The following is a 24,431-nucleotide window of genomic DNA, read 5'->3' on the forward strand; positions in this document are numbered from 1 at the left end:
ACCCGTGATTTCGCTATCTCGCTCCTGCTACCCCGCTATCTCGCCCAGCTATCCCGTGATTTCGCTATCTCGCCCAGCTATCCCGAAAATTTCGCTATTAAGGAAATGAATTTCCTTAAACGGCATGTCTTTCGGCCATGTCCCCCATCTAATATACTTCTTGCATAAAGAGCGGAAACGGATTTCCGTATAAGGTAATCTTTTTCCTAATAGGTTGAACGGCTGGCATTTATGAACACACTTTATCCGATTAAGGAAATAACCGCATCATATAACGAAAATGATTTCTTTAGGACGGAGCATGACAAAAGAACATGACAAAAACCCCGCCCTCTTATGAGGCGGGGGTTAAGAGTTATTAAGCCGCCAGCTTGCGGAGGCGGAGTTTCTTCGCGACAATGCCGTGAGACGGCGAGAAGAGAAAAGCGAGCACGAACAACGCGGCTGCCGCGCAGACGATACACCCTGCGATGGAAGCATCGAGCGCTACGGCCACGCCGTAACCGGCAAAGACGCTGAGGATGCCGACTCCAACGCTCCATACGATCATCATGCCAAGCCGGTCCGTCAACAGATAAGCCGCAGCGGCCGGAATAATGAGCATCCCGACAACAAGAATCGCGCCTACGCTTTCGAAGGAACTAACGGTTGCCATCGATACCATGCCCATAAGCAGGTAATGGAACAGCGCGACCGGAATGCCGCAAGCGGCGGCAAGCGCCGGGTCGAAGGAGCAAAGCTTGAATTGCTTGTAGAACAAGCTGATGACCGCAACGATAATAATGAGCGTCACGCCCAGTAGCCATACCGCTTTTGGCCCGAGATCCATGCCGTTTACGATCCATGTATTCCAGTGGACATACGCTATCTCGCCGTATAGAATGGCATCCTGGTCCAGATGCACCTGTCTGGCGAACAAGCTGACCAGCAAGACGCCAATCGCGAACAAGGCCGTGAACACGACTCCGATGGAGGCATCCGCCTGCACGCCTTTATTCTGAAACAGCTGAATGAGGAAGACTGCAAATAGACCGCAAGCCATAGCGGCTACCATCATCAGAAGAGAATCCCGCGAGCCGCTGAGCAGGAAAGCTATAACGATACCGGGCATAACCGAATGGCTAATGGCATCGCCGATCATGGCCATTTTGCGGAGAACAAGAAACGTACCCAGTATGCCGCTGCAGGCCGCGACCAACACGCCCGTCAGCAAAATCCAGAAGTCGCTCATAAAGCCGCCTCCTTATTTATCCGATCATCAACCGATGCCGTTGCCGCCTGTTCCTCGAACCCGTAACCAAGCCTCCGCTTCATCCGCTGTTGCGCAAGTCTGCGAACCAGCAATCCCCGTTTGGTCCCGATGAGCAGGGAAACAACAAACAGCAATGTTGCGGCCAGTACCGTAAGCGGTCCTGTCGGAAGGCTCGCTCCCGTCGAGCTGACGATCGCCCCCGTTGCCCCGCTTAACGCGCCAAATATGCCGGACACGACCACCATAACGCCTAGCCGATCCGTCCAGTATCTTGAGGATACCGCCGGCGTAATAATCAAAGACGCAACCAGAATAACGCCAACCGCCTGAATCCCTACCACCACCGCTACAACCATCAGGAACATTAGCAGCTGCTCGAGAATAGCAACCGGATAACCTAGACCTTTGGCAAACCCGGGATCAAAGGATACCAGCTTAAATTGCTTGAACAGAAGATAACACACCGATACGAGCAGCAGACTAACGATGGATAAGGTGAGAACATCGGAGCCTACCATGGATGCCGCCTGACCGAACAAGAACTTATCCAGACCGGCCTGATTCCCGTAACCTCCATGCTGTACGATCGTGAGCAGAACAATGCCGAGGCCGAAGAAGGAGGATAACACAATACCCATGGCCGCATCATGCTTAACGCGCGAATGGCGCGTAATCCAGCCGATGCCAAAGGTCGCCGCCACGCCAGCAATGCCTGCTCCGATCAGGAAGTAGAGGATAGACTTCGTCCCTGTCAGCATAAAAGCAATGCAAATGCCCGGCAATGCCGCATGCGCAAGCGTATCGCCCATCAAGCTTTGCTTCCGCAAATACGAGAAGCAACCGATGATGCCGCTGCTAAGCCCAAGAAGCGTACAGCTGATTAGAATCCATTGCATGTTCGGATCCTGGAGTAGCGTCCATAACGTATTCATCTTCGCCTGCTCACCCTTTCTTGTTGTCCGTCTTCGCGAGACTGTTCCGTTCTAGAAACGCCAGCCGGCCGCCGTACGTATGCTGAAGCAGCTCTTGCGTAAATACGTCTTTTGTTGGGCCGTAAGCAACAAGCTCGACATTCAGCAGCAGTACCGAATCAAAATATTCCTCCACCGTCGCCAGATCGTGATGGACGACAATAACGGTCTTCCCTTGCTGCTTGAGTTCCTGGAGCAGCGTAATGATCGCTTTTTCCGTAGCGGCATCAACGCCGGCGAACGGTTCATCCATAAAATACAAGCTGGCGTCTTGGGCTAGCGCTCGCGCCAGGAAAACCCGCTGCTGCTGTCCGCCGGACAGCTGGCTGATCTGACGGGCCGCGAAATCCGCCATGCCCACCTTGGCGAGGCACTCCATCGCAATCGCGCGTTCCTTCGCTCCCGGGCGTCCGAACAAGCCCAAATGCCCGTAACGGCCCATCATAACAACGTCCAGCGCATTCGTCGGGAAATCCCAGTCCACGGATTCGCGCTGCGGCACGTAACCAACCAGCTTGCGCTGCTGCTTGTAAGGCTTGCCGTACACCAGCACCTCGCCTCCGAGGCGGGGGATGAGACCAAGGGCTGCCTTCATCATCGTTGATTTACCGGCGCCGTTAGGGCCGATTACCCCTATCAGCTCGCCTTCCGTTACCGTGAAAGTGACGCCGCGCAATACCGGTTTTTTCTGATACGCCGCGCTTAACCCGCTTACCGTCAAGGGAGATACAACGTCTCCCCGTTCCATTACGGATGCTTCCGATTGCACTTTTGCACTGGACATCGCCATCACTCGCTTTCTTATCCTCTGAACTTTTATTTCAACGCCCGAACGACCGTATCCACGTTATGCTTAACCATTCCGATATAGGTTCCTTCCACGGTGCCGGCCTCGCCCATCGCATCGGAGAACAATTCGCCGCCAATCTTCACTTCATGCCCCTTCGAACGCGCGCCTTCTATAACCGATTCTATCGCTTTCTTCGGTACGCTGGACTCGATAAAGACGGCCTTGATCTTGTTCTCCACGAGGAAATCGCGCAAGGAGCTGACGTCTTTCGATCCATACTCCGACATCGTGTTCATCCCTTGCAACCCCGTCACTTCCAGGCCATATTCGTCACCGAAATAACCAAATGCATCATGCGCGGTAACGAGTATTCTTCTCTCCTTGGGAATCGAGGCAATCTGCTCGCGTGCATACCGGTCAAGCTCCTCCAGCTCGCCGATATACACAGCCGCTCTTTCCCTATATCCATCCGCATGCTCGGGATCCTTCTCGATCAACGAATCGCGAATGACCTCTGCCGCCGAAATCCACATCTTTACGTTGAACCAAATATGCGGGTCATGAGACTGGCTGCCTCCGCCCGGGAACGATCTCAGCTCCGATTCCGGAATCCGGGAAGACACGGCCACGGTAGGCTTGCGCTTCTCCAGCTTCTCGAACATCTCCGCCATTTTTCCTTCCAGATGCAAGCCGTTATAAAAAATAATGTCCGCCCGGTCCAGCTTCTTCACATCGCCGTAGGACGCCTTGTATAAATGCGGGTCAACCCCCGATCCCATGAGGCCTGTAACCGCGACATCGCTGCCGCCTATTTCCTGTGCCACATCCGCAATCATGCCTGTTGTAGCCGTTACCTTCAGCTTCCCGTCCGACGCGCTTCCTCCCGGTTGGTCCGCCCCGCAAGCCGTCACCAGAAGGGCACTTAATGCCAAAAATAAAAGGGTCATTATAAATCGCTTGATCGCGGAATTCTGCTTCTTCAATAGCCGCATGACACATCCCCCATCCCCAAGTTTTGCATGGACGAACATTAGTTAGCTTAACGCCTCTTTGTTTATACTATTCAAAAAAGTTTCTCTGATGCAACATTTATACGAAATTTGTTTTAAGAAGGTTTCAAAAATAAAAAAGCTGTCTCCAAAGATTCTTATCGAATCTCCAGAAACAGCTTGTGAAGCCGCGTTTATGGCTGATTTGTAGTTGTGTTGCCGGTTGTGTTGGTTGTACCCGCGTTTGTCGAACCATTAGAAGACTGGTTAGCAGGATCGCTCAGTTTGCCCGCTGGACCGTCTAAGCCAACTTCGTAATCGTACGCGTCAAAGATCTTACGCGCAATCGGAGCAGCGCCCCAGCCGCCAAACTCGCCGTCCGGAATAATAACCGCTACGGCCAGCTTTGGATTTTCTCTTGGCGCATAAGCGATAAATACCGCGTTATCCGCGCGGCGGCCGGCTACGTCGGATTGAGCCGTACCTGTTTTTCTCTCGTACGTATACGTTACGCCCTCAAAGCCCTGCACGTTAACCCGGGACATGCCGTCCTCGATCTCATTCCAATATGCTTCAGGGAAATCAACCGTGTTCAGCACTTCAGGCTTAAAGTTCTGAACGACATTACCGTCCGCGTCTTTAATCTGGTTGACGAACTGCGGCTTCATCCGTTTGCCGTGGTTCGCAAGCATTGCGGCGTACTGCACGAGCTGCAGCGGCGTATAACGCGCCTGCTGGCCAAACGCCGCCCGCACTAATGCGGATTGTGCGCTGGCCGTCTCGACTTCGTGGTAGTAGTCGATCGTACCTTTGGATTCGCCTCGCAGACCGCTGCCCGTCAAGACGCCAAGGCCAAATTGCTTCATGTAGTTATCCCAAATATCGACGCCTTTTTTGCCATACTTCTCATACAGGTTGTTGCCCACCATCTTCGCCATAAACGGGTTGGAGGAATGGGCAATCGCCGATGCCGGGTCAAGCAAACCGTAAGCATGGTTCGACGCGTTACCGATCCGAACCTCATGCCCTTTGGCACCAAAGAAGAAAGCGCCGTTATCATAATAAGTGCTCGAAGTCGTAAACAATTTCTCTTTCAAGCCGATCAATACGGAGAGCGGCTTCATGGTCGAACCGGGTGGTACAAGGGAAGACGGATGCTGATTCCGTTCTTTGTCCGTCTCATAGTGAGGGAATACCTCTCTAATCGTACCGTTGTTCAAGACGGACTCAAAGTTTTTATAGTCTTCATTGCTGATTTTGCCGCCAAACCAGATATTCGGATCATAGTCCGGCATACTCGCCATGGCAACAACCTTGCCCGTGTTCACTTCCATAGCGACAGCGAAACCGATCTTTGCATATTCCGCGCGTTCTGCTTTATTACTCGACGTGCTGATTTTATGAATCTGGTCAACGATCGCTTGTTCCGTTGTTAATTGCACATTGCGGTTAATCGTCAGATACAGATCATCGCCTTTTTGGGGATTCGTGATCTGGACCGGTCCGATAATCCGCTCCGCATTGTTTACCGGATAAGTCTTCAGGCCGTTTTTGCCGCGCAAAATATCCTGATACATATATTCAAGACCGTCGTAGCCTACGTCTTCATCATCCAGATATTGCAGCTGCGGATCGTCTTCATTCCCTTTATCCTTGTAGAAATCAAGCGACTCGCGGACACCTTTGAACTTCTTCAAATAACCGACCAATTGCACGGCTACCGTGTCCTCCGTATAGTTGCGGACGCTTTCCTCAACGATATCGATTCCTTTGAATTCCGACTTGTGCTCACTGAAATAGGCGATCTCTTTATCCGTTAAGCCGGTCTTAATACGCCGTGGGGTAGAGATCGTATTCCGGCGGAAATCAAGGTCCATCTGACGGATAATATCTTCCACCGTCAATTGCTTCTTCGGATCGGTTTCACCGTATTTATCAAATACTTCAGCCAGCTTCGCGGCGATCGCTTCCGCATCCCCGTCCTTGAAATCAGGAGAGATGGTGAAATACAGCGATTGCGTCGAAGTCGAATACGCAATGGGAGCGCCTGAGGAATCGTAAATATTGCCCCGGATCGGCGCAATCTTGACGCTTCTCGTGCTCTTCTGGCTGCCTTGCGCGCTTAATTTAGGGCCGTCGACAAACTGTAAAATAGCAAGCTGAATAATAAGAACGCTAAATAGTCCAAATACGACAAAGAAGAAAAAGTTCAAACGAAACGAGAAATGGCGACGATTCGTTATTTCTCGTTTCTGCGGATCATCATGCAAGCCTGTTCACCTCTTGTTAAAAAATCTGACTTTATTTATACCGCCCGGATGTGAGTCTTGTCGAAATCATCCGGATTAAACCAATCGCCCGACGATGCCCATGTGGCATCAAGCGGAATCCATGTTCCACCGTCAATCTTCACTTCATTCCACGCATGCGGACCGGAACCGCCGCGTCCGTCGAGACCCGTACCGGTAACGACTTTCACCTCAAGACCGGATGCGCGTGCCATCACGGCATACAAACGGGCCACGTCAATACATACGCCTTCGCGGGTTTTGAACGTCTCCTCCGGCGTCTGTTCCTTCCACACGCCGTTATCCACGTAATTGTTGGCTTTATCCCAATCGTAGGCGATGCGGCTGCCCAGCCAGTCATATAAGGCCTTCGCCTTCTCTTCCTCGTTGCTCTTGTCCTTCGTAATTTGAAGGGCGGCCTGCTCGATATCGGCCGGGATGTTGTAATCGACGATTTCATATTTACGCTGCAAGACGTTCTGGAATTCCGCCTGAACGGCCTCGGCGAGTACAGGGCCCCGCCCGGTCAACATATCGCCCGCCACCGGCTCGAGTACGGCCGATGCCTTCGAGTATAAAGGCGATTGCTGAATAAGGTTTGACCAAAGACCGTTTGGCGCAAGCGATACATAAATGAACAAAATCGCAACAAATACAAAAGCCCGTCCCGCGCCATGAACCGTGCCAAATACGGCACCGGCCGCGCGGCTGGCGGCTTGTCCTCCAGGAGGACGCTCCATGCTCTCGTGTCTGCCAGGTCTTTGCCGGCTCGCAAATAACATCTCCAGGAGCGGAGAGAGAAACGATGCGGCTAACCGTAGCAGCAGATAAGAGACGAGAAACAAAATCCCGTACCGGAGCAGCGCAAAATCCCGCAGACTAGTAATAAACGTATACCACGCTTGCAAGGTTGCACTAAGCTCGCGCTGCGGCACATCGACATGAGCGGTAAGCCATTCCGCTGCCTTAGGAGATAGGCTTCCCGCAATCCGCCCGGCTAGTACTAGGCAGACGATCATGATGACTGCGTCCCAGACAAAAAAGAAAAGACGCCTCGCTGAGCCCGACGCGCCTCTTCTCATCCCTTGCAGCAACGAAACAAGCAGAAGGAGAAGAACGATTAGCGAGACCGGTTCCCAAACCGTCCCTGCGCGTATCCATTCCATCATGTTAACCCCTCCTTGCCTATAGCAGCTTGCATGTTCTTTTGTTTATCTATGCTTTTCCATTCGCCTTGGCTTGATCAATCAGCGCCTGAATGGTTGAATCTATCTTCATCGTTCCAACCGATTTGCCGTGGAACTTTACGCTTACTTCGCCGGAGCCGGGAACGCCCGACAGCTCCAGATTCTCCGTCTTCACGGTAAAGCTTCCGTCGGAATTGGATGTAAACGTTGCTTTCTCTACTTCTCCCGCCATGGCTGACACGGCTTCTTGCTTCAAGCTGTCGATAGCCTGCGTACCAATGGACTTCACATCATCCAATGTATAGCCGCTGTATGCCACGATACCTACTACAATAACCAGGACCAACGCCCATTTCACAAATGTCTTCACGACTCTGATGATAAAGAGCAGCACGACCAGCGCAATAACAAGAACTAACCAATGATCCTGCAAAAAGGTGCTCCACGCGTCCCAATCATAACCGGAAAAATCAAAGTAGTTTTGCAACAAATTATCCCCCTAAAAAGAATTATCGCATAAGTAGTGGGATTATGCTTACTGTGGTAATTCTTGCTTCGTAAGCAGTAGCCCTATTATAACTCGCGCAATGTCCTATTATCAAACATTATAACCCACCCATAATATGCCGTAAACGTAGGCTTTGCATTGCCGTAGACATATCCTGTCCATCTTTCACGTACAAGTAGATTAAAGATGTAATGGCAGGGAGGAACGTAACCGTTGAAAACCGCAATCTGGCTTTATCTGTTTCTGTTCGTCGCTTTTTTTGATTTGCATGCGCAATACCCGATTCTTACGCCATTCGCGATATCCATCGGAGCGGCCCCTTCCTTCATCGGACTAATGATGGGCATGTATTCGATCACGCATTTGCCCGGCAATATTATAGCCGGTTACGGAGTGGACCGGTACGGAAGCCGGCTGTTTATCGTCTTCAGTCTAATGGGCGCGGGTATCGTGCTGCTGTTCCAATCCAAAGTAACCGATCCGTGGCAACTGCTTATCCTGCGCTCGATCAGCGGCTTTGTACTGGCCTTTTTGTCCCCGGCATGTCTCGCGCTGCTCGCGCGGATCTCCAGCGACGTGACCAAACAAGGAAAGTTAATGGCCGGCAACGGACTTGTCCATACGCTTGCGACTGTCGTATCGCCGGCAGCAGGTGCTTATCTGGTCGCTAAGATCGGTTTTACCACCGCTTTCTATTTGCTTGGCTGGGTGCTTATCGTTACGGCGGTTTGCGCATTGTTCTTCATACGCGACATTAAACCCGTTCCGGCCTCCAAAGCGGAAATACCCGATTCAACAAGCTTAAAGCCTGCTGTCGCAATGGATGTTCCGATACCGTGGCTTGTATTCGTGCTGCCGATCGCGATCAGCTGCGCCCAAGGCATATTGTCCTTCGAGCTTCCGCTTATGTCGACTTCCAAGGAAGGAATGATGGAGACCGGCATTTTGTTTTCCGTTGTTAGTCTCGGAGCCTTGATCACGCTAAGCATGCTCTTCTTGAACAAGCTGTCTCCCTACTACCGGACCTTATGGGGAGCTCTTGCATTAGCTCTTGTCTATTTCACGATAGCGGCTCATGCGGCGGTTCCTTTCGCAATGCTGCTGCTCCTTGTCGGCATGGCCAAAGGCATCGTGCTTCCGGCCATTTCAACTCTGCTTATTGAGCTCAGTGGAGGCGCGAGATACGGCCGGATTTTTTCCGTCCTCTCGATTGCCTATTCCATCGGCGCTTTCCTTGGACCCATGTTAGCCGGTCAGCTGCGGGACCAATTATCCCCGTATTATTTGGCCTTTCTCGGCTTAATGCTAGGCGTCTCGATCCTGCCCTTCCACCGCCGAAATACGCTCATACCCATTTTTCATAAACCTAGGTGAATGCACAAGGCCATTAACTACACCGGGCATATAATGCATCATGTCAGGTGGCCACGAAGAGCAAATGTCCAGGGATGACAGTTGCTCGGCCGGATGACGTTTAAGCTTGCTTGAGAGGGGTGACTTAGATGTCTGATATTCATGTTTCACCAGTAAGCGAACACCGCGGCGGCGGACACAACTCTGTGGGGTCCATCCTCGTATTGTTCATCCTGCTCGTTATCATCGTTTGCACACTTTGCGGCGGCCTTTATTAAGAAGATTCCCCTTCGAAATAAAATAAAAAAGGGACGGAGCCACTAGGCTCCGTCCCTTTTTTGTGCAATCGCGGATGAGGAATTTTTTTCTTGTTCCCGCAGGTGAATATCGCTAAACTACGTGTAAGAACCTACAGAATAAAAGGCTGGTGACTGCTATGGAAATCGCCATTATTGTGGAAGGCAAAAACGACAAAAGCCGTATTCGCCGGGTGCTTGATGAATCGGTTCCGGTCTTCTGCACCTTCGGTACGCCTGGTACCGTCCAACTGGAGAAGCTCCGCAAGCAGGTCGGCAATAAAGACGTCTATATATTCACGGATAACGATTCCTCCGGCAAGCGGATCCGCGGTATCTTGCGCGATTTGTTCCCGGATGCCGAACATATCTATACGCGCCGCGGATATCCGGGCGTTGAACATACGCCCGAAGATTACCTCGTTGAGCAGCTGGAAAAGGCCGGCCTCGAAGAATATATACATTATCCGGTCAAATATGAAGAAGGAATATAACAACCGCTACCGTAACGATGCTTATTACGGTCGATAGAAATACCGCTTGCGATGCAAATTCCGGCTCATTATCGAACTCGACGGCAAGCAGCACGCTGCTGAGCGAGGTCGGAACCGATGAAGATACAATTAAAGCCGCGGCCATCAAATGGTCAATCGTCATGAAAAAGCCTAGTCCCCATACGACAAGGGCGGCTAATGCAGGACCGCCGATCAGACGCAAGCCGTTCGCGAGCAGTACGTTTTTGATCAGAACGGGGTTAAGCTCCCATTTCATATTGCCGAGTTGCACGCCAAGCGTAACAAGCGCCGTGCCGATAAAGGCATTAGACAGATACGTAATCGGCGTCTCCACCGGCTGAGGCAATTGGACATGAAATCCATGCAGCGCAAACGCAACCGGAATGACATAAATAATCGGTTGAGACAAGATGGTGCGCAGCGTGGAACGGAAGCTCATCCGATGCGCGTTCACGCTGTAGATGCCAAACGTATTTGGCAGCAGGGACTGCGTAACCATCACAATGATCTGGATCGACAGCGTAAACGGATTAGCCGAAAAAGCCAACTGATTAAGCGGAATGCCGTAATTGGCGCTGTTGTAGAACAGCACGCTATTGCGCATCGCGCCGCGCATGCCTCCCTCAAGCTTTCGCAAGCGGACGGCCGTTTCTACGGCTAAAGCCTGCAGCGTCATAAACAAAACGACAAACAATAAGACCTGTCCGATCAAGCTTGCGGAGATGTCTGTCGTATAGAGCAGATTAAAAATAACGGCCGGAGAAAATACATAAAAGTTCAATTTCGATAAGGTCTTGATATCCAAAGAAAAAAGCCGCTGCATTGTGAAGCCTACAGCTATCATCAATGTGAGCGGCAATACGTTGCTCCATAATATATGCCAAAAGATGTCCATCGCTTATTCCTTCGCGAGCTGCTTCAAATCGGCCACCATGCTTTCCGGTGTTAGGGATTCGTCGCTGCCGTTAATCCATTTGCGAATTTGGCCTTTCTTGTCAACGAGCGTAATGACGTTCATATGTATGAATGAATTTGTTGCCTCATCCCTTTTCACGCTGACGCCAAAATCTCTTGCCAACTTAATCGAAGCTTCCTCGTCATCGCCGCGAAGGAAGTCCCAGCCGCCTTTATCCAGCTCCGCAAAGTTGCGTGTTGCGAAGTCCCGTATGACATCCGGAGTATCTTTAGTCGGATCGAAGGTAATCGAGATCAGCTCTACCTTCGTGCCCAGAAGCCCCGCATCGCGGAGTTGATCCTCTACCTCGGAGATCATAAACGTAGTTGGAGGGCATACATCCGGGCAGCTTGCCCAATAGAAGTAGACCAGTCTTGCTTTGCCGTTTGTAGAGTCCAGCGAAACCTCATTGCCGTTAATATCTTGCAATGCAAATGATGGTGCAGCCATCTGGACGGGCATTTTATTGCCATCGTCTGAGGAGTAGTTCGTAATGAATAAATAAATGCCCATTGCCAAACAAAGTGCCAGTACAGCTATTTTGAAGCTGTGCTTCTTGAGAAATACCATTACAGTTCTCGTCCTCCCCTAAAAAGAATTACCGTACCATTGGCCAAACGGGGCCAGCCTCGGTAATTCTCGACTCGAAAGCTATAACTTACAGGTTACTTCACGGTATTTGCCATCATGACTATAAAGATGACCATCAAATAGTTAACGGAAATAAGGAAGTTGACCTTCGCCCATTTCTCGGTATTTTCCGCCTTAAGCCCCTGAATCGTATGAACAGCCCATACAATCCCAGCAATTACGGACAGAATCAGGAATACGATCCCCGTATAGCCATAGGTGTACATCAGTACGCAAGTAGGAATAAGCAGAACAACATACGGAATCATTTGCAGCTTCGTCCGTTTAATTCCTTTCACCACGGGCAATAGCGGGAAACCTGCCGCACGGTATTCCTCAACACGGCGAATCGCAAGCGACCAGAAATGCGCCGGCTGCCACAGGAACAGAAAGGCAAACAAGAGCCATGCTCCCATATCAATCTCGGTTGTTACCGCGCAATAACCAAGCACCGGAGGCATTGCCCCGGAAATACCGCCGATTGACGTGCTCCACGTAGACGTGCGTTTGAGCCAAATGGTGTAGATGAAAATATAAACGAACCAGCCCAGAAAACCAAGCCAGCCGGTAACCGGATTAACAAGAGCAAACAAGATCGTAAGACCTACAATGCCGAGCACAATACCGTATCCGAGAACAAAGCCCGGCTTCAAACGGCCCATCGGCAACGCGCGTCCTTTCGTACGCTCCATCTTCTGGTCCAGTTCACGGTCCCAGTAGTTGTTAATAACGCAAGCGGAACCGATCGTAATCGCCGAGCCAAGAACGACCCATAGCAGCTTCAGCCAGTCGAAATCCCATTTGGAAGCGACCCAGAAACCGCCTATTGCAGCAAATACATTAAGCCGGAGCAGCCGTGGTTTGGTTAATGCAATTAAATCTTTCAACACGAAGCGAGCCTCCCGAGTTATGCAACAAGGCACGCGACATTCGCGAGCCTATACATTTTCAATAATGAATCGTTTTTAATCATACAGAAAATTAGATGTCATGACAATGTTCATAGCCATTGTTCATCAATTCGCCATTCAAATTGTGACAATAAATATGGAACCCTTTTGCCCCGCCTTCAATACTATAGGTATGTAGTCAAGTGCCCAACTCTTTTTACGAAGAAGGAAGAGACCAGGAGGCTTTGAGGCTACAAGGAAAGGTTACTTCTATCAGAGCGCACGAGACAAAGATAATGCTTGGCCAGACGTGTCGTCAACGGCGAGCGGCAACGTCCGGCGTCCAATGCGTAATGGTTCTCCCATCCTTCGGGTGCTTGCCCTGATACTGCGCGTAATGATTCATCAACAAATTTCAAAGATTGAAAGCGAGGATCAACAGCATGTCTTACGGTTATGGTTACAAAAATGGAGTAAGTCCGGCCAGCACAGGCGGTTACGGCGGTGTCAGCCCATTCGGAGGCGGCGGCTATGGCGTCCCTACATCCGTACTTCCTGCCAGCACTACGCCTAACATGCCTATGCCAATGCCAATGCCTGCACCTATGCCTATGCCCTTGATGCAACAAGGAACAGGCACAATGGGCGCTCAATCCGTACCAATGGTACCAAGCGGTTCGTTCATTACGCCATCCGGCGGAAACATCGTAACCGTTCCGGTTATGGAAGAATCGTATGTAGAGAACATTTTGCGCCTCAACCGCGGTAAAATGGCTACCTTCTACATGACTTACGAGAACAACCGCGAATGGAACGCGAAAGTATTCCGCGGTATTATCGAGGCTGCCGGCCGCGACCACATCATCATTAGCGATCCTTCAACTGGCATGCGTTATCTGCTGCTTACATTGAACCTGGATTATGTAACCTTTGAAGGCGAAATCGCTTACGAATATCCGTTCCAAGGCGGTACAATTACAAATACGACTCCGCTGACCAACCGCTAAATTTAAGGATGACCGGCGTTTGAGCCAACCCCCGTCGGCTTGAATGTCCATACATGCATTTTGTCCGTACCTCCGGGAATCCATTCGGAGACACGGTACCAAGAAGAACGCTCATTGCAGCGTTCTTTTTTTATTTCCTCTGCCTCTTCTTCCGTCGCTGCTGTCCAAATCTCTACAAACAGGTTGATTTGATCCGTTCCTTCATATAATTGGACATTGCCGTCAGATTCCTTCATTAAAGTATCGGTGTAGGCTAAATAGGTATCGCGATGGTCGGCTGCAATTTTATATTCCGCAAAACAGATGTACATCTCGGTCATCCTTCCCCTTTCTTTTGCCACTGATAAAGTGGCGCTTCTCCGTTGATACTACTACATAATTGAATTGAATTAAGGAGGTCTAGCCGTGGACACAGGAACGCATCTTGTCATGGGTATTGGACTAGCCGGTCTGGCCTGTATCGATCCCGTTGTCGCTAATAATACATCCATCTTCACAGCTGTCCTGATCGGAACCATTATCGGGTCACAGGCTCCGGACTTTGATACTTTCTTGCGGCTCAAAGGGAACGCCAGTTACATTCGGAACCACAGGGGCATATCGCATTCCTTACCGGCTATCGCCATCTGGACGATTGTTATTACCGGACTGCTTCAGTTGTTTTACCGGGGCAGCCTTCCTTGGCTCCATGTCGGTTCCTGGGTGCTGCTTGCCGTCTGCGTTCACGTGTTTACGGATTTGTTCAACGCTTATGGCACGCAAGCGATGCGCCCTTTCACCGAGAAGTGGATTTCATGGAACATTATCCATATTTTCGACCCTGTTATTTTTGCCACTCATGTCATTGCTATTCTGATGTGGGCTTTTGGATTGGCTAATCCCGTTGTTATTTTTCCGCTCTTGTACGCAGTGACCATCATCTATTATACATGGCGGACGCTCGCTCACAGAAGTACGTTGCGAAAGCTTCCTTCGCTTGACCCGGAACCGGGTAGCGGAACAAAAGCTTACGTGGCGATTCCGACGATATCGTTGACGCATTGGAATATCGTCAAGCACGCAACGGACGGCAGCTTTGTAGTAGGGGATTTGCGGGACGGCAAGCTTAGATGGCTGGATAAGGTCAAATGCTCCGATCATCCCGCCGTTGCAAAATCGAGAAACGACAATGCGATCCGTTCTTTCCTTTATTTCACCAAATTTGCTTGCGCGGAAGTAAAAGAGCATGACTGGGGATATGAAGTCCGTTGGTCGGATGTCAGGTACAGGCACCGGAAGCAATACCCGTTTGTTGCGGTCCTGTTGATGAACAAAGAATATGAGACCGTTGGTTCCTATGTCGGATGGCTAAGCGACGATCGACTAATGAAACGCCTGCGCATGAACTCGTATTAACGAACAACTTCAACTTAACTTGACTATGGATAGCCCCTGACGCACAATAAGAAGGGGCTTTTTTTGCGCGGACCGGTTATTAATGAAAAGAAAAAAAGCCCAAGGGATTAACCCTTGAGCTTTTTTTGGCTTCCTCTGAAGCGTTGTGTATTTAAAAACGATTAGCGGAAGCTGCCGCCGGACAATTGTTGTTCAGCGATTTGGACAAGTTTCTTAGTAATATATCCACCCAACGCACCTGTTTCGCGAGATGTAACGTTACCGTAGTAACCGTCGGCTGGAATTTGTACTCCAAGCTCCGAAGCTGCTTCCATTTTCATTTGGTTAAGAGCTTGCTGTGCTTGAGGTACCACCAATTGATTGCTCGATTTGTTGCTAGCCATGCTGATAATCTCCCTTCAGTTGAGCACTGTGATGTTTTGCAAGCTTGCAAGCTTATTATGAGCATGTTCACGCAAATTATGCTAACCTCAAAAAATAATATTAAGCATCCGTAAAGGAGAGTCGCAAACCTTGTCTAAACCACTATCTTTGCTGTTTGCCGTTGTTTCTGTCCTGCTCATGTGCGCTACGGCCATCTCGATGTCCTTCAGCGCATGGCTGGCTGTTTTGTTTGGTATTCTTACATTAGTATCGATTGGCGGAGGTTTTATCGTAAAAGCCAGATTACGCCGCCGTAACGAAAACAAAGGCTGACGCTTCATAGCGTCAGCCTTTGTTTTATGATTAGCTGCGTGGGGCAAGGAAGCCCATTTTTTCTTTTACATCGGCTAGCGTACGGTCCGCAAGCACCGAAGCGCGTTCGGCGCCTTGCTTCAAGATCGCATGAATCTCGCCGGATTCACGGATCGCTTTGTATTTCTGCTGCAACGGCTCAAGCACAGCTACGACTTGCTCGGCCAGATCCTTTTTGAACGGACCGTAGCCTTGGCCTTCGTAACGCGCCTCAACCTCGGCAATGGAAATATTCGCGCAATGCGAATAAATGCTGATCAGGTTGCTGATCTCCGGTTTAGTAGCCGGATCGTATTTCACCTCGCGGCCGGAATCGGTTGTCGCGCGGCTAATTTTTTTGCGGATAACGCTTGGCTCATCCAGCAGGGCGATGTAGCTGCCTGCGTTCGGATTGCTCTTGCTCATCTTTTTGCTTGCGTCGTCAAGCGACATGATTCTTGCGCCAACCTTCGGAATATAAGGCTCCGGAACCGTGAAGTAATCTCCGAATCTCGAGTTGAAGCGGTTCGCCAGATCGCGCGTAAGCTCCAAATGCTGCTTCTGGTCATCGCCTACCGGTACAAGGTCCGCGTTATACACAAGGATATCCGCAGCCATCAGCGAAGGATACACAAACAGTCCGGCGCCTACCGAATCTTTGCCGGCTGACTTGTCTTTGAATTGCGTCATGCGCTCAAGCTCGCCCATGCCGGTGAGAGTCGTTAGGATCCAGCCCAGCTCCGCATGAGCGCGTACATGGGATTGTACAAAGATATTCGCTTTCGCCGGGTCAATACCCGCCGCAATAAACAATGCGGCTACGGATTCCGTCTGTTCGCGCAGCATCGCAGGATCTTGAGGCACGGTAATGGCATGAAGATCAACGACCATAAAGAAACATTCTTCCGATTCCTGCAGCTTTACAAAGTTTTGCATCGCGCCGATGTAGTTGCCAAGCGTAAGCTGGCCGCTCGGCTGAATGCCTGAAAGCACTTTTTTCATAAACGTTCGTCCCCTTTTCTTATCGCAATAAACTTTCCGTGAACGCAAAAAATCCCCCGCCGCAAGGGACGAGGGACCGTGGTGCCACCCTAATTTACTTCTTGCCTCCCGGAATAGCCCGAATCATCGGGGCCGGAGATCAGCAACAAGCCTTCATTGTTCCGTAACGGGGAACAGCCGGAGAAGCATAGACAGCGCATCAAAGGCTGCGTTCCGCTTTCCGCTCCAGGATCCATTCGGCAGTCAGGTTTGCACTGGCTTGCACCGTCCGCCAGCTCTCTGCTTCGCATAAACACCTGCGCTTACTTGTTCCTATCATCGCATTTCGTACCCTGATTATAGCGCAAGTCGCCACCGCCATGTCAAGCCCAATTACAAAGTCGGCCTACGCTCTTGCATTCGGGAAGTCGCGGGACAAAATAAATCTCGAGGATTCCACGGACGGAATCCTCGAGCAATAACATCTATTCGAACATATTATGTTTAGGATGCTGGTAACGATAACTCCAGTTTGATGTATTGTAATTTGACTCATAACAGATGCTAGCCGACCAGGTGCCCGCGTTTCGCCGGACCGAGAAGTCATACACAATCTCGCCATGCGTCCAATTCCTTCTTAATTTCAAAGCATCAATCGCAAGTTTGCGAAAGTCCTGAACCTGGGTTGGCGTCATACCTCCGTCTCCGTCTTGTTCCAGCTTGCCGTTTCTGCTCTCTATCGGATTATGCCGAAGGCCAAATTTGCCTACCGCATTGTTCCGGATATGGATATGAACGGATCCTCCAACCGCGTGTGTCAATTCCTCTTCTAATTGGCGAAAGACATAGTCAACTTGCCGTGCTAATGGCATAGCATCTAAATTCATTATAATTTCTCCTCCTTTCTACCCTGAAAATGATGTAACCAGTTGTAATAAACTGGTTCTCAGGTCTGATTATAAAATCATTTCTATAAATTGACAATATAGTTAATTGTATTTTTTACAATTATCAGTCAATTACATTCTCTCTTTACAGATTTTGATCCGATCTTATTCGACATTTATAGACCAATTTCAACCTCGATGCTATAATATGGTTATTCTATAAAAAGGAGCGCTTACATAATGAGCCAATGGTACTATTCCTTATCCGTTAGAAGTAAGCTGATGACCTCCATTTATTTCAATTTGGTATTGGTTGCAATTGCCTTAAACTTAGTCCTGTTATTTAGCGGCGGCTCCTTCCTTGCCGGTATAATCGTAACGGTGGTATTGGCCATTCTCGCCTATCCGACCGTCGGATTTATCGAAAAGGCTTTAAACTCCTCCTTTGAAGAGATGTCAAATGCGGCGTTCCGGATCTCCAAAGGCGATTTCACGCAAAGAATCGATACCGCTTCTAATGCATCCCTTGGCGAGGTCGGCCATGCGTTCAACAGCATGGTGGACAAGCTGCGCGATATCTTGACCGAAACCTCCAATATTACAAGGCATGTTTCGGAAACAAGCCGCAATATTTTCGATAAAAACAATCATATCCAAACCGCGATGGAGCAGGTTGCAGCCTCCTCGAATGAACTCGCTACCGGAGCAAACGAAATATCCGAGGATGTCGCGGACATGAGCGAATCCATTGCCGAGATTGAGAGAAAAGTAGCCAACTACGCTGACGCAACACGGGAAATGAACGAACGTTCCGAGTTCACGCTTGGCCTTGTCGATAAAGGCCGCGGAGCGCTTGAAGCGCAATCCGACGGAATGCGCCGCAACGTAGAGGCAACCGAAAAAGTATCCGAGACGATTACCGATCTTGCCCGGAAAGCGCAAGGCATTACGGCGATGACAAATGCGATCTCCGATATTGCCGAGCAGACTAACCTGCTGTCGCTTAACGCTTCCATTGAAGCCGCGCGCGCAGGCGAGCACGGCCGCGGGTTTGCGGTGGTTGCCCAGGAAGTACGTAAGCTCGCGGAAGAAGCAACAGCTTCCACCAAGGAAGTATTCAATCTCGTGAAGAGCATCGATCAAGGGATCAAACAATCGATTAACCATATGAAAGTGAATGAAGAAGTTGTAAAAATGCAAACCGAACGGATTCGCGAATCCGAGATGGTATTTGCGGAGATCGTACAGAGCGTGCAGTTCATTACCGAGCAGATTTCAGCCTTCGCAAGAGAAAGCGATCAAATGCTGGAGAGCGCTCGCAAAATCTCCGATGCCATCCAGAACATTTCTGCCATTACGGAGCAATCCGCAGCCGGCACGGAGCAAGTATCCGCCTCCATGAATGAACAGATCGCATCCGTCCAAGGCGTAGTCCAGGAGACCGAACGGATGCTGAATATGGCGACGCAACTTCAACGCACGATTCAAGTATTCAAGATGAAATAACAGATGACTATAGAACGATCGGCTATGCTTATGCATAGCCGATTTTTTGTTTTTGCCCTAAATTGTAGCGCATGATACCCGGAGGAATGGGAAAAATAGCTTCACCAAACGAAATGGAGGCCATTCCATAATGAAGCGGATGCCGTCTCACTCCGGCAGAGGCAAACGATGGATCATCTTGATTGCCATCGTATTGCTGTTCACATCTGTAGATCAAACTCATGCGGCACCCCCATCCAAGCAAAAGAAAAAAAAGGCCCCGGATATGTCCTGGGTCAGTATGCATAAGCAGTTTCCCGATTCTTTTATCATCAACGGGCCAAGAAACGCGAAAAGAATCGCCCTTACCTTTGATGATGCGCCGGATCCTAGATTTACGCCGCAAATTTTAGATACTCTGGCCAGCTATGATGTATGCGCTACGTTTTTTGTTGTAGGTTCCCGCGCTTTAAAGCATCCGGAACTGGTGCGGAGAATTCATCGCGAAGGGCATATTATAGGAAATCATTCTTATAATCATGCCGTCATGTCGCAATTGAAGCCAAGAGAATTTCATACCCAAATCTGGCGCACGGATGCCATCGTCAGCCGGCTTATCGGCTATCATCCGCGTTTTGTAAGACCTCCGTACGGGGAAATGCTGCCCTCTCAAGTGGCTTGGTCCAAACAAAGCGGCTATACAGTAGTCAATTGGGATGTGGATTCGGTTGATTGGCGCAATAATCCGAACAGCGGTATTGTTTTGCACAACATAAAAAAGACCCTGCAGCCAGGATCTATTGTCCTGCAGCATGCAGGTGGAGGTTATGGTCAAGATTTGACGGGAACCATTGAAGCTCTGCCCGTACTCATCTCACAACTTAGAAAAAAAGGCTATAAATTCGTCACGCTTCCAGAACTGCTGAAGCAACCCGCCGATAAAATGAAATAACCGAAAGCCACAGGGCTTCCGGTTATCTTGTTTATTTGAGAATAAAAACTTTAATATTTTGAATGCCGAATTTGCTAACTTCTGCAGGTGTGCCCGGCAAATAAATATCGACGCGGTTCCCTTTGATCGCACCGCCAACATCGGAAGCAGTCGCAATCATGCCGCCTGTTGGAAGGCCGTTAGAAGAATAACCCGTAATGTAAAGCTTAGTGCCCAGCGGAATGACCTTAGGGTCAACGGCAACTGTACCAACCTTCAGCTGGTTGCCAAAGTAATCGAGGCCTGCCCAACCGCCATTCTCGGATGCTGCGCCACTGTATGCGGTTGCTTTAACCGACAGCTGCTTGCTGAAGGTATGAATGATCCCAGCCGAATCCGTTACGCTTTGAGCCGTAACCTTCGAAGCTGCTGCTGCTGCGGTAGCTTTAACCGTAGTTGCGGCTTTGGCCGTTGTGTTAGTCGGGATGACAATTGTAAGACCGGCGTAAATATTCAAAGGATCAATCTTTGAGTTCGCTTTCATGAGCTTATCAACGGATACTGAATATTTCTTCGAGAGCTTCCAGAACGTATCGCCATCAACTGCCGTATAAGTTTTGCTGGCTGCGTGAACCGATCCTGCGGCAAACAGAAGAGATAATCCAAGTACTGCGGTCGTCATCATTGAAGCTTTCTTCATTGTCTTGTCCTCCTAGGTGTGTTGCGTAATCTAAGTAATTGGATAAAGATCTATGTCTTTATTAAAAAGCGTCAGGCGGAAACCGCCTGACGCCGGATTCATCTAATTGGAATGACTGTTAGCCAGTGAACTCTTGTACCCATTCGCCGTTCACGTAAGCTACGCCGATTTTCGTGTAATTAGCGTTCAGAATGTTAGCGCGGTGACCAGCACTGTTCATCCAAGCGGTCATTACTTCCGTTGGCGATTTTTGACCCATAGCAATGTTCTCGCCAGCGTAGTTGTAAGTCACGCCAAACGATTTCATCATGTCAAACGGCGAACCGTAAGTTGGGGAGTTATGGTCAAAGTAGTTGTTTTGGTACATGTCTTGCGCTTTTGCAGTCGCAACTTTAGTCAACAATGCGTCGCTTGTCAAACCTTTCAGACCAGCTTTCGCACGCTCTTGGTTCACAAGCGTTACAACTTGGGATGCAAATTCGCTTTGCGATACTGTTCCGCTACCAGTGTTGCCTGTGTTACCAGTGTTACCGCTGTTACCTGTGTTGCCGCTGTTACCAGTACCCGTGCTTGGGTTTGTTGGCTTCGTTGGTGTTGTAGGCTTTGTTGGTGTAGTTGGTTTCGTTGGTGTTGTTGGTTTCGTTGGTGTTGTTGTGTTGCCTGTACCCGTGCTTGGTTTTGTAATTTCCGTTGGCAATTGAATGGTAATGCCACCGAAAGTAATCTTGCTCAGGTCGATACCGTATTGCTTGGCAATCTCGTTGATTTGTTCAACCGATACTGTATTTAATGTTGTGGAGTAAGTCTTCACAGCTGGTGCTGCACCTGCAGTTGGAGTCGTTACACCTACACTGATCAAAGCTGCTGCTGCCAAGCTAGCGACACCTACTCGTAATGTTTGCATCTTCATGAAATCATCCTCCTAGATAAGTTTTATATGGGATAAAAGCTGTTGTCTCGTTATTCACTTGCCCTCCGACGCCACTTATCGTAACATGTGTTTCTAACTTGTTTCATGGCACAAAAACTGGGAAAAGCCCAGCATTTCCTGTATATATAGGCGTTTGAAGCCGTTTATGAGAATGTGCTCACTTTTCGAAAACAGCTCAAAATCAGGCGCCCGTTGGTTGTCCGAAACAATAGTCAGAATATTTAAATTCAAATCGCATTAAATATTAGAATCCTTTAAGAAAGCGATTTCAAATGATCGCAAAACAAAGAAAAACTCCTCGAAAAAACACGCCGATTGGCGGTCTCCCGAGGAGTTTCTTCTATTAATAGCGATTAGTTCACTTTGATGAATTGACCTGTAGCTTGCGATTCAAATGCGCTAAGAATCACTTGCAGCGATTTGCGGCCTTCTTCACCTGGAATAGCAGGAACCGTATCGTTTACGATCGAATCAATGAAAGCATCAACTACACCGCTGGACAATTGTTTGGTGTTTGTCGAGATTTCGCCAACTCTGTGTTTCTCTACAGAACCGTCGCGCAGTTCCACGATAACTTGGTCTTCCGGATGCGTGCCGATTTTCATAACGCCTTTTTCGCACCACAGAACCGTGCTGTTGTCTTCGCCTTTGTAATACGTCCAGCTTGCAACCAGGGAACCGATCGCACCGCTTTGCATGCGTACAACTACGTTAGCGTTGTCGTCTACATCGCCGGCTTTGTCAATCGTGCCGATGAATGCAGCTACTTCAGATACTTCATCATTAAGCAGGTAGCGGATCAAGTCGGATTTGTGCACGCCGAGATCGCCCATTGCGCCCATGATAGCTTCAGGCTTACGGAAGAACCAGCTTCCAGCACCGTCAACGCTCCAGCCGTCCGGACCAGGATGGCCAAACGATGTGCGGAAAGTCAGAACGCGGCCAAGTACGCCGGATTCGAGAATTTGTTTCGCTTTAACATGCGGAGGCATCAGACGTTGGTTGTGGCCAACCATCAGCTTCACGCCGTTTTTAGCCGCCGCTTCGATCATTGCTGCCGCTTCTTCGTCCGTAACGGCCATTGGTTTCTCAACGAGAACATGCGCGCCAGCGTTAGCTGCTGCAATCGCCATCGGTGCATGCAGGTAGTTAGGCGTACATACGCTTACTGCGTCCGGTTTTACTTCGGCCAGCATAGTCTCGTAGTCCGCGAAAGCTTTGCCGCCGTGTTTCGCCGCGTATTCCTCTGCGCGCTCGATAACCGGATCAACAAAAGCTACAAACTCAACATTCTCATTGCTTGCATATTCGGGAATGTGACGATGTTTGGAGATGGAACCGCAACCGATTACTGCAACTTTAACCTTGCTCATGATTTTCCCCTGCCTCTTCTATGATCAAAAAATTATTGGTTCAAATAATTAGCTTTCAGCCAGTTGATGCTTTCTTCAACCGATTGAATCGGCGGATTTGCACAACGGTCCTGCTCTACGATCAGCCATTTGACGTCGGCTTGCTCGGATTGTTTGATAAGCGGAATCAAGTCGAGATCGCCGCGACCAAGCTCAACCGTGTCGATTTCTGCTTTTTCGTTGTTTTTAACGAAGTCTTTCAAGTGAACAAGCGGCAGTCTGCCGGCATATTTCGAAATATATTCAAGCGTGTCGCGGCCAGCATATTGAACCCAACCGAGGTCCATCTCCACTTGCAGCAGATCAGCGCCAATTGTCGCGTAAAGCTTGTCAAATACGATTTCGCCGTCGATTTCAACTTCGAATTCGAATTCATGGTTATGGTAGCAGAATACAATGCCTGCTTCTTGGAATCGCTTACCGAACTCCGCGAAGTTTACAAGGTGCTTTCTCCATGCTTCTGTATCGCGAGCTTCAACAGGGAGCCACGGGCAGATTGCGTATTTCGCTCCGATTGTTGTCAAATAAGCAATTTCCTCTTCGATCTTTGTTTCAAGATTTGTAAGAGGCACGTGGCTGCCGATTGCAACCAGACCCAGTTCGTCTAGCAGCGCTTTCATTTGTTCGGCTGGAATATCTCCGTAGCCGGCGAATTCAACGCCTTCATAGCCCATCGCCGCAACTTTGCGCAATGTACCTTCAAAATCTTGAGCTGTTTCCTCACGAAGTGTATACAACTGTAAACCGATACCCGGACGTGTCACCTGTCAAGCACTCCTTTATCATTCAATTCATTGTGGCTGTTTATTAGTGTTTACGCTTCTCATTATACGGGTAGTAGGAAATAAAAAAACAGTTGTCTTATTACTCTTTTTTTATGCGATTTTGTCATTTCTTGCGTTTGCCCTTTATTTGTAAAGAAATCATAACCATTTTTTAAGATTATCTTAATCTTTGTAGCTTACAATGGGGTCAGAAAGCAAGTTATATGTACGAAATCATATGAAACGAAACTTTCTGCTTGTTTGTTTCGTATATGATATATCAAAGTCTATTAATGGAATGGAGGCATTCCCCTATGAAAACCATGATCCTGTTTAATAACCGTACAATTCCCGTTTACTTAGCTGATACGAATAAAAAATCGATCGAGAAATTATCTGATGTGCTTAACCGCAAGCTTACAACGGGTAAAAATGCCTTGAAAAATTGCATCAAGTCATTGATCAGCGTTGAAATTAACGGCAGCGAAGCAACTTTGCATTCGCTATACGAGAAAGACACTCTAACGATCTCACTCTACTAATCGATATAATAGCAATAAAATAAAGCCAACTGCATCCCGAGGATGCAGTTGGCTTCTT

General features: G+C 49.2%; 26 protein-coding genes and 1 pseudogene. 9 read left to right on the forward strand and 18 right to left on the reverse strand.

The features are described 5' to 3' along the window. Positions 1 to 358: 358 nt before the first annotated feature. The 7 genes from QQK89_RS01355 to QQK89_RS01385 all read right to left on the reverse strand — a co-directional run bounded on the left by QQK89_RS01355 (position 359) and on the right by QQK89_RS01385 (position 7,964). Positions 359 to 1,231 (reverse strand): metal ABC transporter permease, encoded by an 873-nt coding sequence (locus tag QQK89_RS01355; RefSeq protein WP_284236615.1) that lies wholly within the window; start codon positions 1,229 to 1,231, stop codon positions 359 to 361. Continuing rightward, on the reverse strand, positions 1,228 to 2,184 hold the full coding sequence (locus tag QQK89_RS01360) for a metal ABC transporter permease (protein WP_284236616.1): 957 nt from the start codon (positions 2,182 to 2,184) through the stop codon (positions 1,228 to 1,230). Before QQK89_RS01360 ends, QQK89_RS01355 begins: the two co-directional genes overlap by 4 nt. Positions 2,185 to 2,194: 10 nt before the next feature. Further along, positions 2,195 to 3,007, reverse strand: coding sequence for a metal ABC transporter ATP-binding protein (locus QQK89_RS01365; RefSeq protein WP_284236617.1), 813 nt, complete (start codon positions 3,005 to 3,007; stop codon positions 2,195 to 2,197). Between the two features lie 32 nt (positions 3,008 to 3,039). Next, positions 3,040 to 4,005 carry a metal ABC transporter solute-binding protein, Zn/Mn family gene (locus QQK89_RS01370; RefSeq protein ID WP_284236618.1) on the reverse strand — a complete coding sequence of 322 codons (966 nt, stop codon included), beginning with the start codon at positions 4,003 to 4,005 and terminating at the stop codon, positions 3,040 to 3,042. Positions 4,006 to 4,196: 191 nt separating this feature from the next. Then, a complete protein-coding gene (locus tag QQK89_RS01375; protein ID WP_284236619.1) occupies positions 4,197 to 6,272 on the reverse strand; it encodes a peptidoglycan D,D-transpeptidase FtsI family protein in 2,076 nt (691 codons plus the stop codon). A 35-nt stretch (positions 6,273 to 6,307) separates the two neighbouring features. Continuing rightward, positions 6,308 to 7,459, reverse strand: a complete 1,152-nt coding sequence (locus tag QQK89_RS01380) for a transglutaminase domain-containing protein (protein ID WP_284236620.1) — start codon at positions 7,457 to 7,459, stop codon at positions 6,308 to 6,310. A 46-nt stretch (positions 7,460 to 7,505) separates the two neighbouring features. Beyond that, complete coding sequence (locus QQK89_RS01385) at positions 7,506 to 7,964, reverse strand: hypothetical protein (protein WP_284236621.1); 459 nt, start codon at positions 7,962 to 7,964, stop codon at positions 7,506 to 7,508. A 234-nt stretch (positions 7,965 to 8,198) separates the two neighbouring features. Here QQK89_RS01385 and QQK89_RS01390 point away from each other — a divergent pair, with 234 nt between their 5' ends. Further along, positions 8,199 to 9,359 (forward strand): MFS transporter, encoded by a 1,161-nt coding sequence (locus QQK89_RS01390; protein ID WP_284236622.1) that lies wholly within the window; start codon positions 8,199 to 8,201, stop codon positions 9,357 to 9,359. Positions 9,360 to 9,774: 415 nt separating this feature from the next. After that, positions 9,775 to 10,128 (forward strand): toprim domain-containing protein, encoded by a 354-nt coding sequence (locus QQK89_RS01395; protein WP_284236623.1) that lies wholly within the window; start codon positions 9,775 to 9,777, stop codon positions 10,126 to 10,128. Here QQK89_RS01395 and QQK89_RS01400 read toward each other — a convergent pair. The 3 genes from QQK89_RS01400 to cyoE form a co-directional block, all read right to left on the reverse strand. Continuing rightward, positions 10,106 to 11,044, reverse strand: coding sequence for an AEC family transporter (locus QQK89_RS01400; RefSeq protein WP_284236624.1), 939 nt, complete (start codon positions 11,042 to 11,044; stop codon positions 10,106 to 10,108). The genes QQK89_RS01395 and QQK89_RS01400 overlap by 23 nt on opposite strands. Positions 11,045 to 11,047: 3 nt before the next feature. Beyond that, complete coding sequence (locus QQK89_RS01405; RefSeq protein WP_284236625.1) at positions 11,048 to 11,674, reverse strand: SCO family protein; 627 nt, start codon at positions 11,672 to 11,674, stop codon at positions 11,048 to 11,050. 95 nt (positions 11,675 to 11,769) lie between these two features. After that, a complete protein-coding gene (gene cyoE, locus QQK89_RS01410) occupies positions 11,770 to 12,645 on the reverse strand; it encodes a heme o synthase (protein ID WP_284236936.1) in 876 nt (291 codons plus the stop codon). A gap of 214 nt (positions 12,646 to 12,859) precedes the next feature. Here cyoE and QQK89_RS01415 point away from each other — a divergent pair. After that, positions 12,860 to 12,975: pseudogene (locus QQK89_RS01415) on the forward strand (cell wall hydrolase); the annotation flags it as partial. 92 nt (positions 12,976 to 13,067) lie between these two features. Beyond that, the gene (gerQ, locus tag QQK89_RS01420) at positions 13,068 to 13,631 is read left to right on the forward strand and encodes a spore coat protein GerQ (RefSeq protein WP_284236626.1); all 564 of its coding nucleotides are present in this window, start codon (positions 13,068 to 13,070) and stop codon (positions 13,629 to 13,631) included. Positions 13,632 to 13,633: 2 nt separating this feature from the next. Here gerQ and QQK89_RS01425 read toward each other — a convergent pair whose 3' ends face one another. Then, positions 13,634 to 13,951, reverse strand: a complete 318-nt coding sequence (locus tag QQK89_RS01425) for a hypothetical protein (protein ID WP_284236627.1) — start codon at positions 13,949 to 13,951, stop codon at positions 13,634 to 13,636. An 85-nt stretch (positions 13,952 to 14,036) separates the two neighbouring features. Here QQK89_RS01425 and QQK89_RS01430 point away from each other — a divergent pair, with 85 nt between their 5' ends. Beyond that, the gene (locus QQK89_RS01430; RefSeq protein WP_284236628.1) at positions 14,037 to 15,026 is read left to right on the forward strand and encodes a metal-dependent hydrolase; all 990 of its coding nucleotides are present in this window, start codon (positions 14,037 to 14,039) and stop codon (positions 15,024 to 15,026) included. A 161-nt stretch (positions 15,027 to 15,187) separates the two neighbouring features. Here the strand turns inward: QQK89_RS01430 and QQK89_RS01435 are convergent, their stop codons facing one another. Beyond that, complete coding sequence (locus QQK89_RS01435; RefSeq protein WP_284236629.1) at positions 15,188 to 15,409, reverse strand: alpha/beta-type small acid-soluble spore protein; 222 nt, start codon at positions 15,407 to 15,409, stop codon at positions 15,188 to 15,190. Between the two features lie 130 nt (positions 15,410 to 15,539). On the opposite strand from QQK89_RS01435, the gene QQK89_RS01440 reads away from it, so the two are divergent. Beyond that, entirely contained in the window at positions 15,540 to 15,722 is a 183-nt protein-coding gene (locus tag QQK89_RS01440) for a DUF5325 family protein (protein ID WP_284236630.1), read from the forward strand. Between the two features lie 30 nt (positions 15,723 to 15,752). Here the strand turns inward: QQK89_RS01440 and trpS are convergent, their stop codons facing one another. Together trpS and QQK89_RS01450 are read right to left on the reverse strand one after the other, a co-directional pair. Next, on the reverse strand, positions 15,753 to 16,742 hold the full coding sequence (gene trpS, locus QQK89_RS01445) for a tryptophan--tRNA ligase (protein WP_284236631.1): 990 nt from the start codon (positions 16,740 to 16,742) through the stop codon (positions 15,753 to 15,755). A 464-nt stretch (positions 16,743 to 17,206) separates the two neighbouring features. Next, complete coding sequence (locus QQK89_RS01450; RefSeq protein ID WP_284236632.1) at positions 17,207 to 17,608, reverse strand: O-methyltransferase; 402 nt, start codon at positions 17,606 to 17,608, stop codon at positions 17,207 to 17,209. Between the two features lie 240 nt (positions 17,609 to 17,848). Between QQK89_RS01450 and QQK89_RS01455 the strand changes: the two genes are divergently transcribed. Both QQK89_RS01455 and QQK89_RS01460 read left to right on the forward strand, forming a co-directional pair. Beyond that, on the forward strand, positions 17,849 to 19,114 hold the full coding sequence (locus QQK89_RS01455; RefSeq protein WP_284236633.1) for a methyl-accepting chemotaxis protein: 1,266 nt from the start codon (positions 17,849 to 17,851) through the stop codon (positions 19,112 to 19,114). A gap of 130 nt (positions 19,115 to 19,244) precedes the next feature. After that, on the forward strand, positions 19,245 to 20,045 hold the full coding sequence (locus QQK89_RS01460; protein WP_284236634.1) for a polysaccharide deacetylase family protein: 801 nt from the start codon (positions 19,245 to 19,247) through the stop codon (positions 20,043 to 20,045). A gap of 31 nt (positions 20,046 to 20,076) precedes the next feature. Here the strand turns inward: QQK89_RS01460 and QQK89_RS01465 are convergent, their stop codons facing one another. The 4 genes from QQK89_RS01465 to QQK89_RS01480 all read right to left on the reverse strand — a co-directional run bounded on the left by QQK89_RS01465 (position 20,077) and on the right by QQK89_RS01480 (position 23,831). Next, the gene (locus QQK89_RS01465; RefSeq protein WP_284236635.1) at positions 20,077 to 20,724 is read right to left on the reverse strand and encodes a 3D domain-containing protein; all 648 of its coding nucleotides are present in this window, start codon (positions 20,722 to 20,724) and stop codon (positions 20,077 to 20,079) included. Positions 20,725 to 20,842: 118 nt separating this feature from the next. Next, positions 20,843 to 21,634, reverse strand: coding sequence for a CAP domain-containing protein (locus QQK89_RS01470; protein ID WP_284236636.1), 792 nt, complete (start codon positions 21,632 to 21,634; stop codon positions 20,843 to 20,845). A gap of 374 nt (positions 21,635 to 22,008) precedes the next feature. Next, on the reverse strand, positions 22,009 to 23,028 hold the full coding sequence (locus QQK89_RS01475; RefSeq protein ID WP_284236637.1) for a Gfo/Idh/MocA family protein: 1,020 nt from the start codon (positions 23,026 to 23,028) through the stop codon (positions 22,009 to 22,011). A 32-nt stretch (positions 23,029 to 23,060) separates the two neighbouring features. After that, positions 23,061 to 23,831, reverse strand: coding sequence for a sugar phosphate isomerase/epimerase family protein (locus tag QQK89_RS01480; RefSeq protein WP_284236638.1), 771 nt, complete (start codon positions 23,829 to 23,831; stop codon positions 23,061 to 23,063). 314 nt (positions 23,832 to 24,145) lie between these two features. Here QQK89_RS01480 and QQK89_RS01485 point away from each other — a divergent pair, with 314 nt between their 5' ends. Beyond that, complete coding sequence (locus QQK89_RS01485; protein WP_284236639.1) at positions 24,146 to 24,373, forward strand: 3-dehydroquinate dehydratase; 228 nt, start codon at positions 24,146 to 24,148, stop codon at positions 24,371 to 24,373. The last annotated feature ends 58 nt before the right edge of the window (positions 24,374 to 24,431 follow it).

This window comes from Paenibacillus glycanilyticus, from assembly GCF_030161375.1.
In the GTDB taxonomy this organism is placed as follows: domain Bacteria; phylum Bacillota; class Bacilli; order Paenibacillales; family Paenibacillaceae; genus Pristimantibacillus; species Pristimantibacillus glycanilyticus_B.

Bases quoted from the DNA above. Each gene is read 5' to 3' on its own strand.
- QQK89_RS01400 (WP_284236624.1), bottom strand. From the start codon at position 11,044: ATGGACATCTTTTGGCATATATTATGGAGCAACGTATTGCCGCTCACA.
- QQK89_RS01460 (WP_284236634.1), top strand. From the start codon at position 19,245: ATGAAGCGGATGCCGTCTCACTCCGGCAGAGGCAAACGATGGATCATC.
- QQK89_RS01475 (WP_284236637.1), bottom strand. From the start codon at position 23,028: ATGAGCAAGGTTAAAGTTGCAGTAATCGGTTGCGGTTCCATCTCCAAA.
- QQK89_RS01380 (WP_284236620.1), bottom strand. From the start codon at position 7,459: ATGATGGAATGGATACGCGCAGGGACGGTTTGGGAACCGGTCTCGCTA.
- QQK89_RS01455 (WP_284236633.1), top strand. From the start codon at position 17,849: ATGAGCCAATGGTACTATTCCTTATCCGTTAGAAGTAAGCTGATGACC.
- QQK89_RS01435 (WP_284236629.1), bottom strand. From the start codon at position 15,409: ATGGCTAGCAACAAATCGAGCAATCAATTGGTGGTACCTCAAGCACAG.
- trpS (WP_284236631.1), bottom strand. From the start codon at position 16,742: ATGAAAAAAGTGCTTTCAGGCATTCAGCCGAGCGGCCAGCTTACGCTT.
- QQK89_RS01405 (WP_284236625.1), bottom strand. From the start codon at position 11,674: ATGGTATTTCTCAAGAAGCACAGCTTCAAAATAGCTGTACTGGCACTT.
- QQK89_RS01485 (WP_284236639.1), top strand. From the start codon at position 24,146: ATGAAAACCATGATCCTGTTTAATAACCGTACAATTCCCGTTTACTTA.
- QQK89_RS01395 (WP_284236623.1), top strand. From the start codon at position 9,775: ATGGAAATCGCCATTATTGTGGAAGGCAAAAACGACAAAAGCCGTATT.
- QQK89_RS01370 (WP_284236618.1), bottom strand. From the start codon at position 4,005: ATGCGGCTATTGAAGAAGCAGAATTCCGCGATCAAGCGATTTATAATG.
- QQK89_RS01355 (WP_284236615.1), bottom strand. From the start codon at position 1,231: ATGAGCGACTTCTGGATTTTGCTGACGGGCGTGTTGGTCGCGGCCTGC.
- QQK89_RS01470 (WP_284236636.1), bottom strand. From the start codon at position 21,634: ATGAAGATGCAAACATTACGAGTAGGTGTCGCTAGCTTGGCAGCAGCA.
- QQK89_RS01450 (WP_284236632.1), bottom strand. From the start codon at position 17,608: ATGAATTTAGATGCTATGCCATTAGCACGGCAAGTTGACTATGTCTTT.
- gerQ (WP_284236626.1), top strand. From the start codon at position 13,068: ATGTCTTACGGTTATGGTTACAAAAATGGAGTAAGTCCGGCCAGCACA.
- QQK89_RS01465 (WP_284236635.1), bottom strand. From the start codon at position 20,724: ATGAAGAAAGCTTCAATGATGACGACCGCAGTACTTGGATTATCTCTT.
- QQK89_RS01360 (WP_284236616.1), bottom strand. From the start codon at position 2,184: ATGAATACGTTATGGACGCTACTCCAGGATCCGAACATGCAATGGATT.
- QQK89_RS01365 (WP_284236617.1), bottom strand. From the start codon at position 3,007: ATGTCCAGTGCAAAAGTGCAATCGGAAGCATCCGTAATGGAACGGGGA.
- QQK89_RS01425 (WP_284236627.1), bottom strand. From the start codon at position 13,951: ATGACCGAGATGTACATCTGTTTTGCGGAATATAAAATTGCAGCCGAC.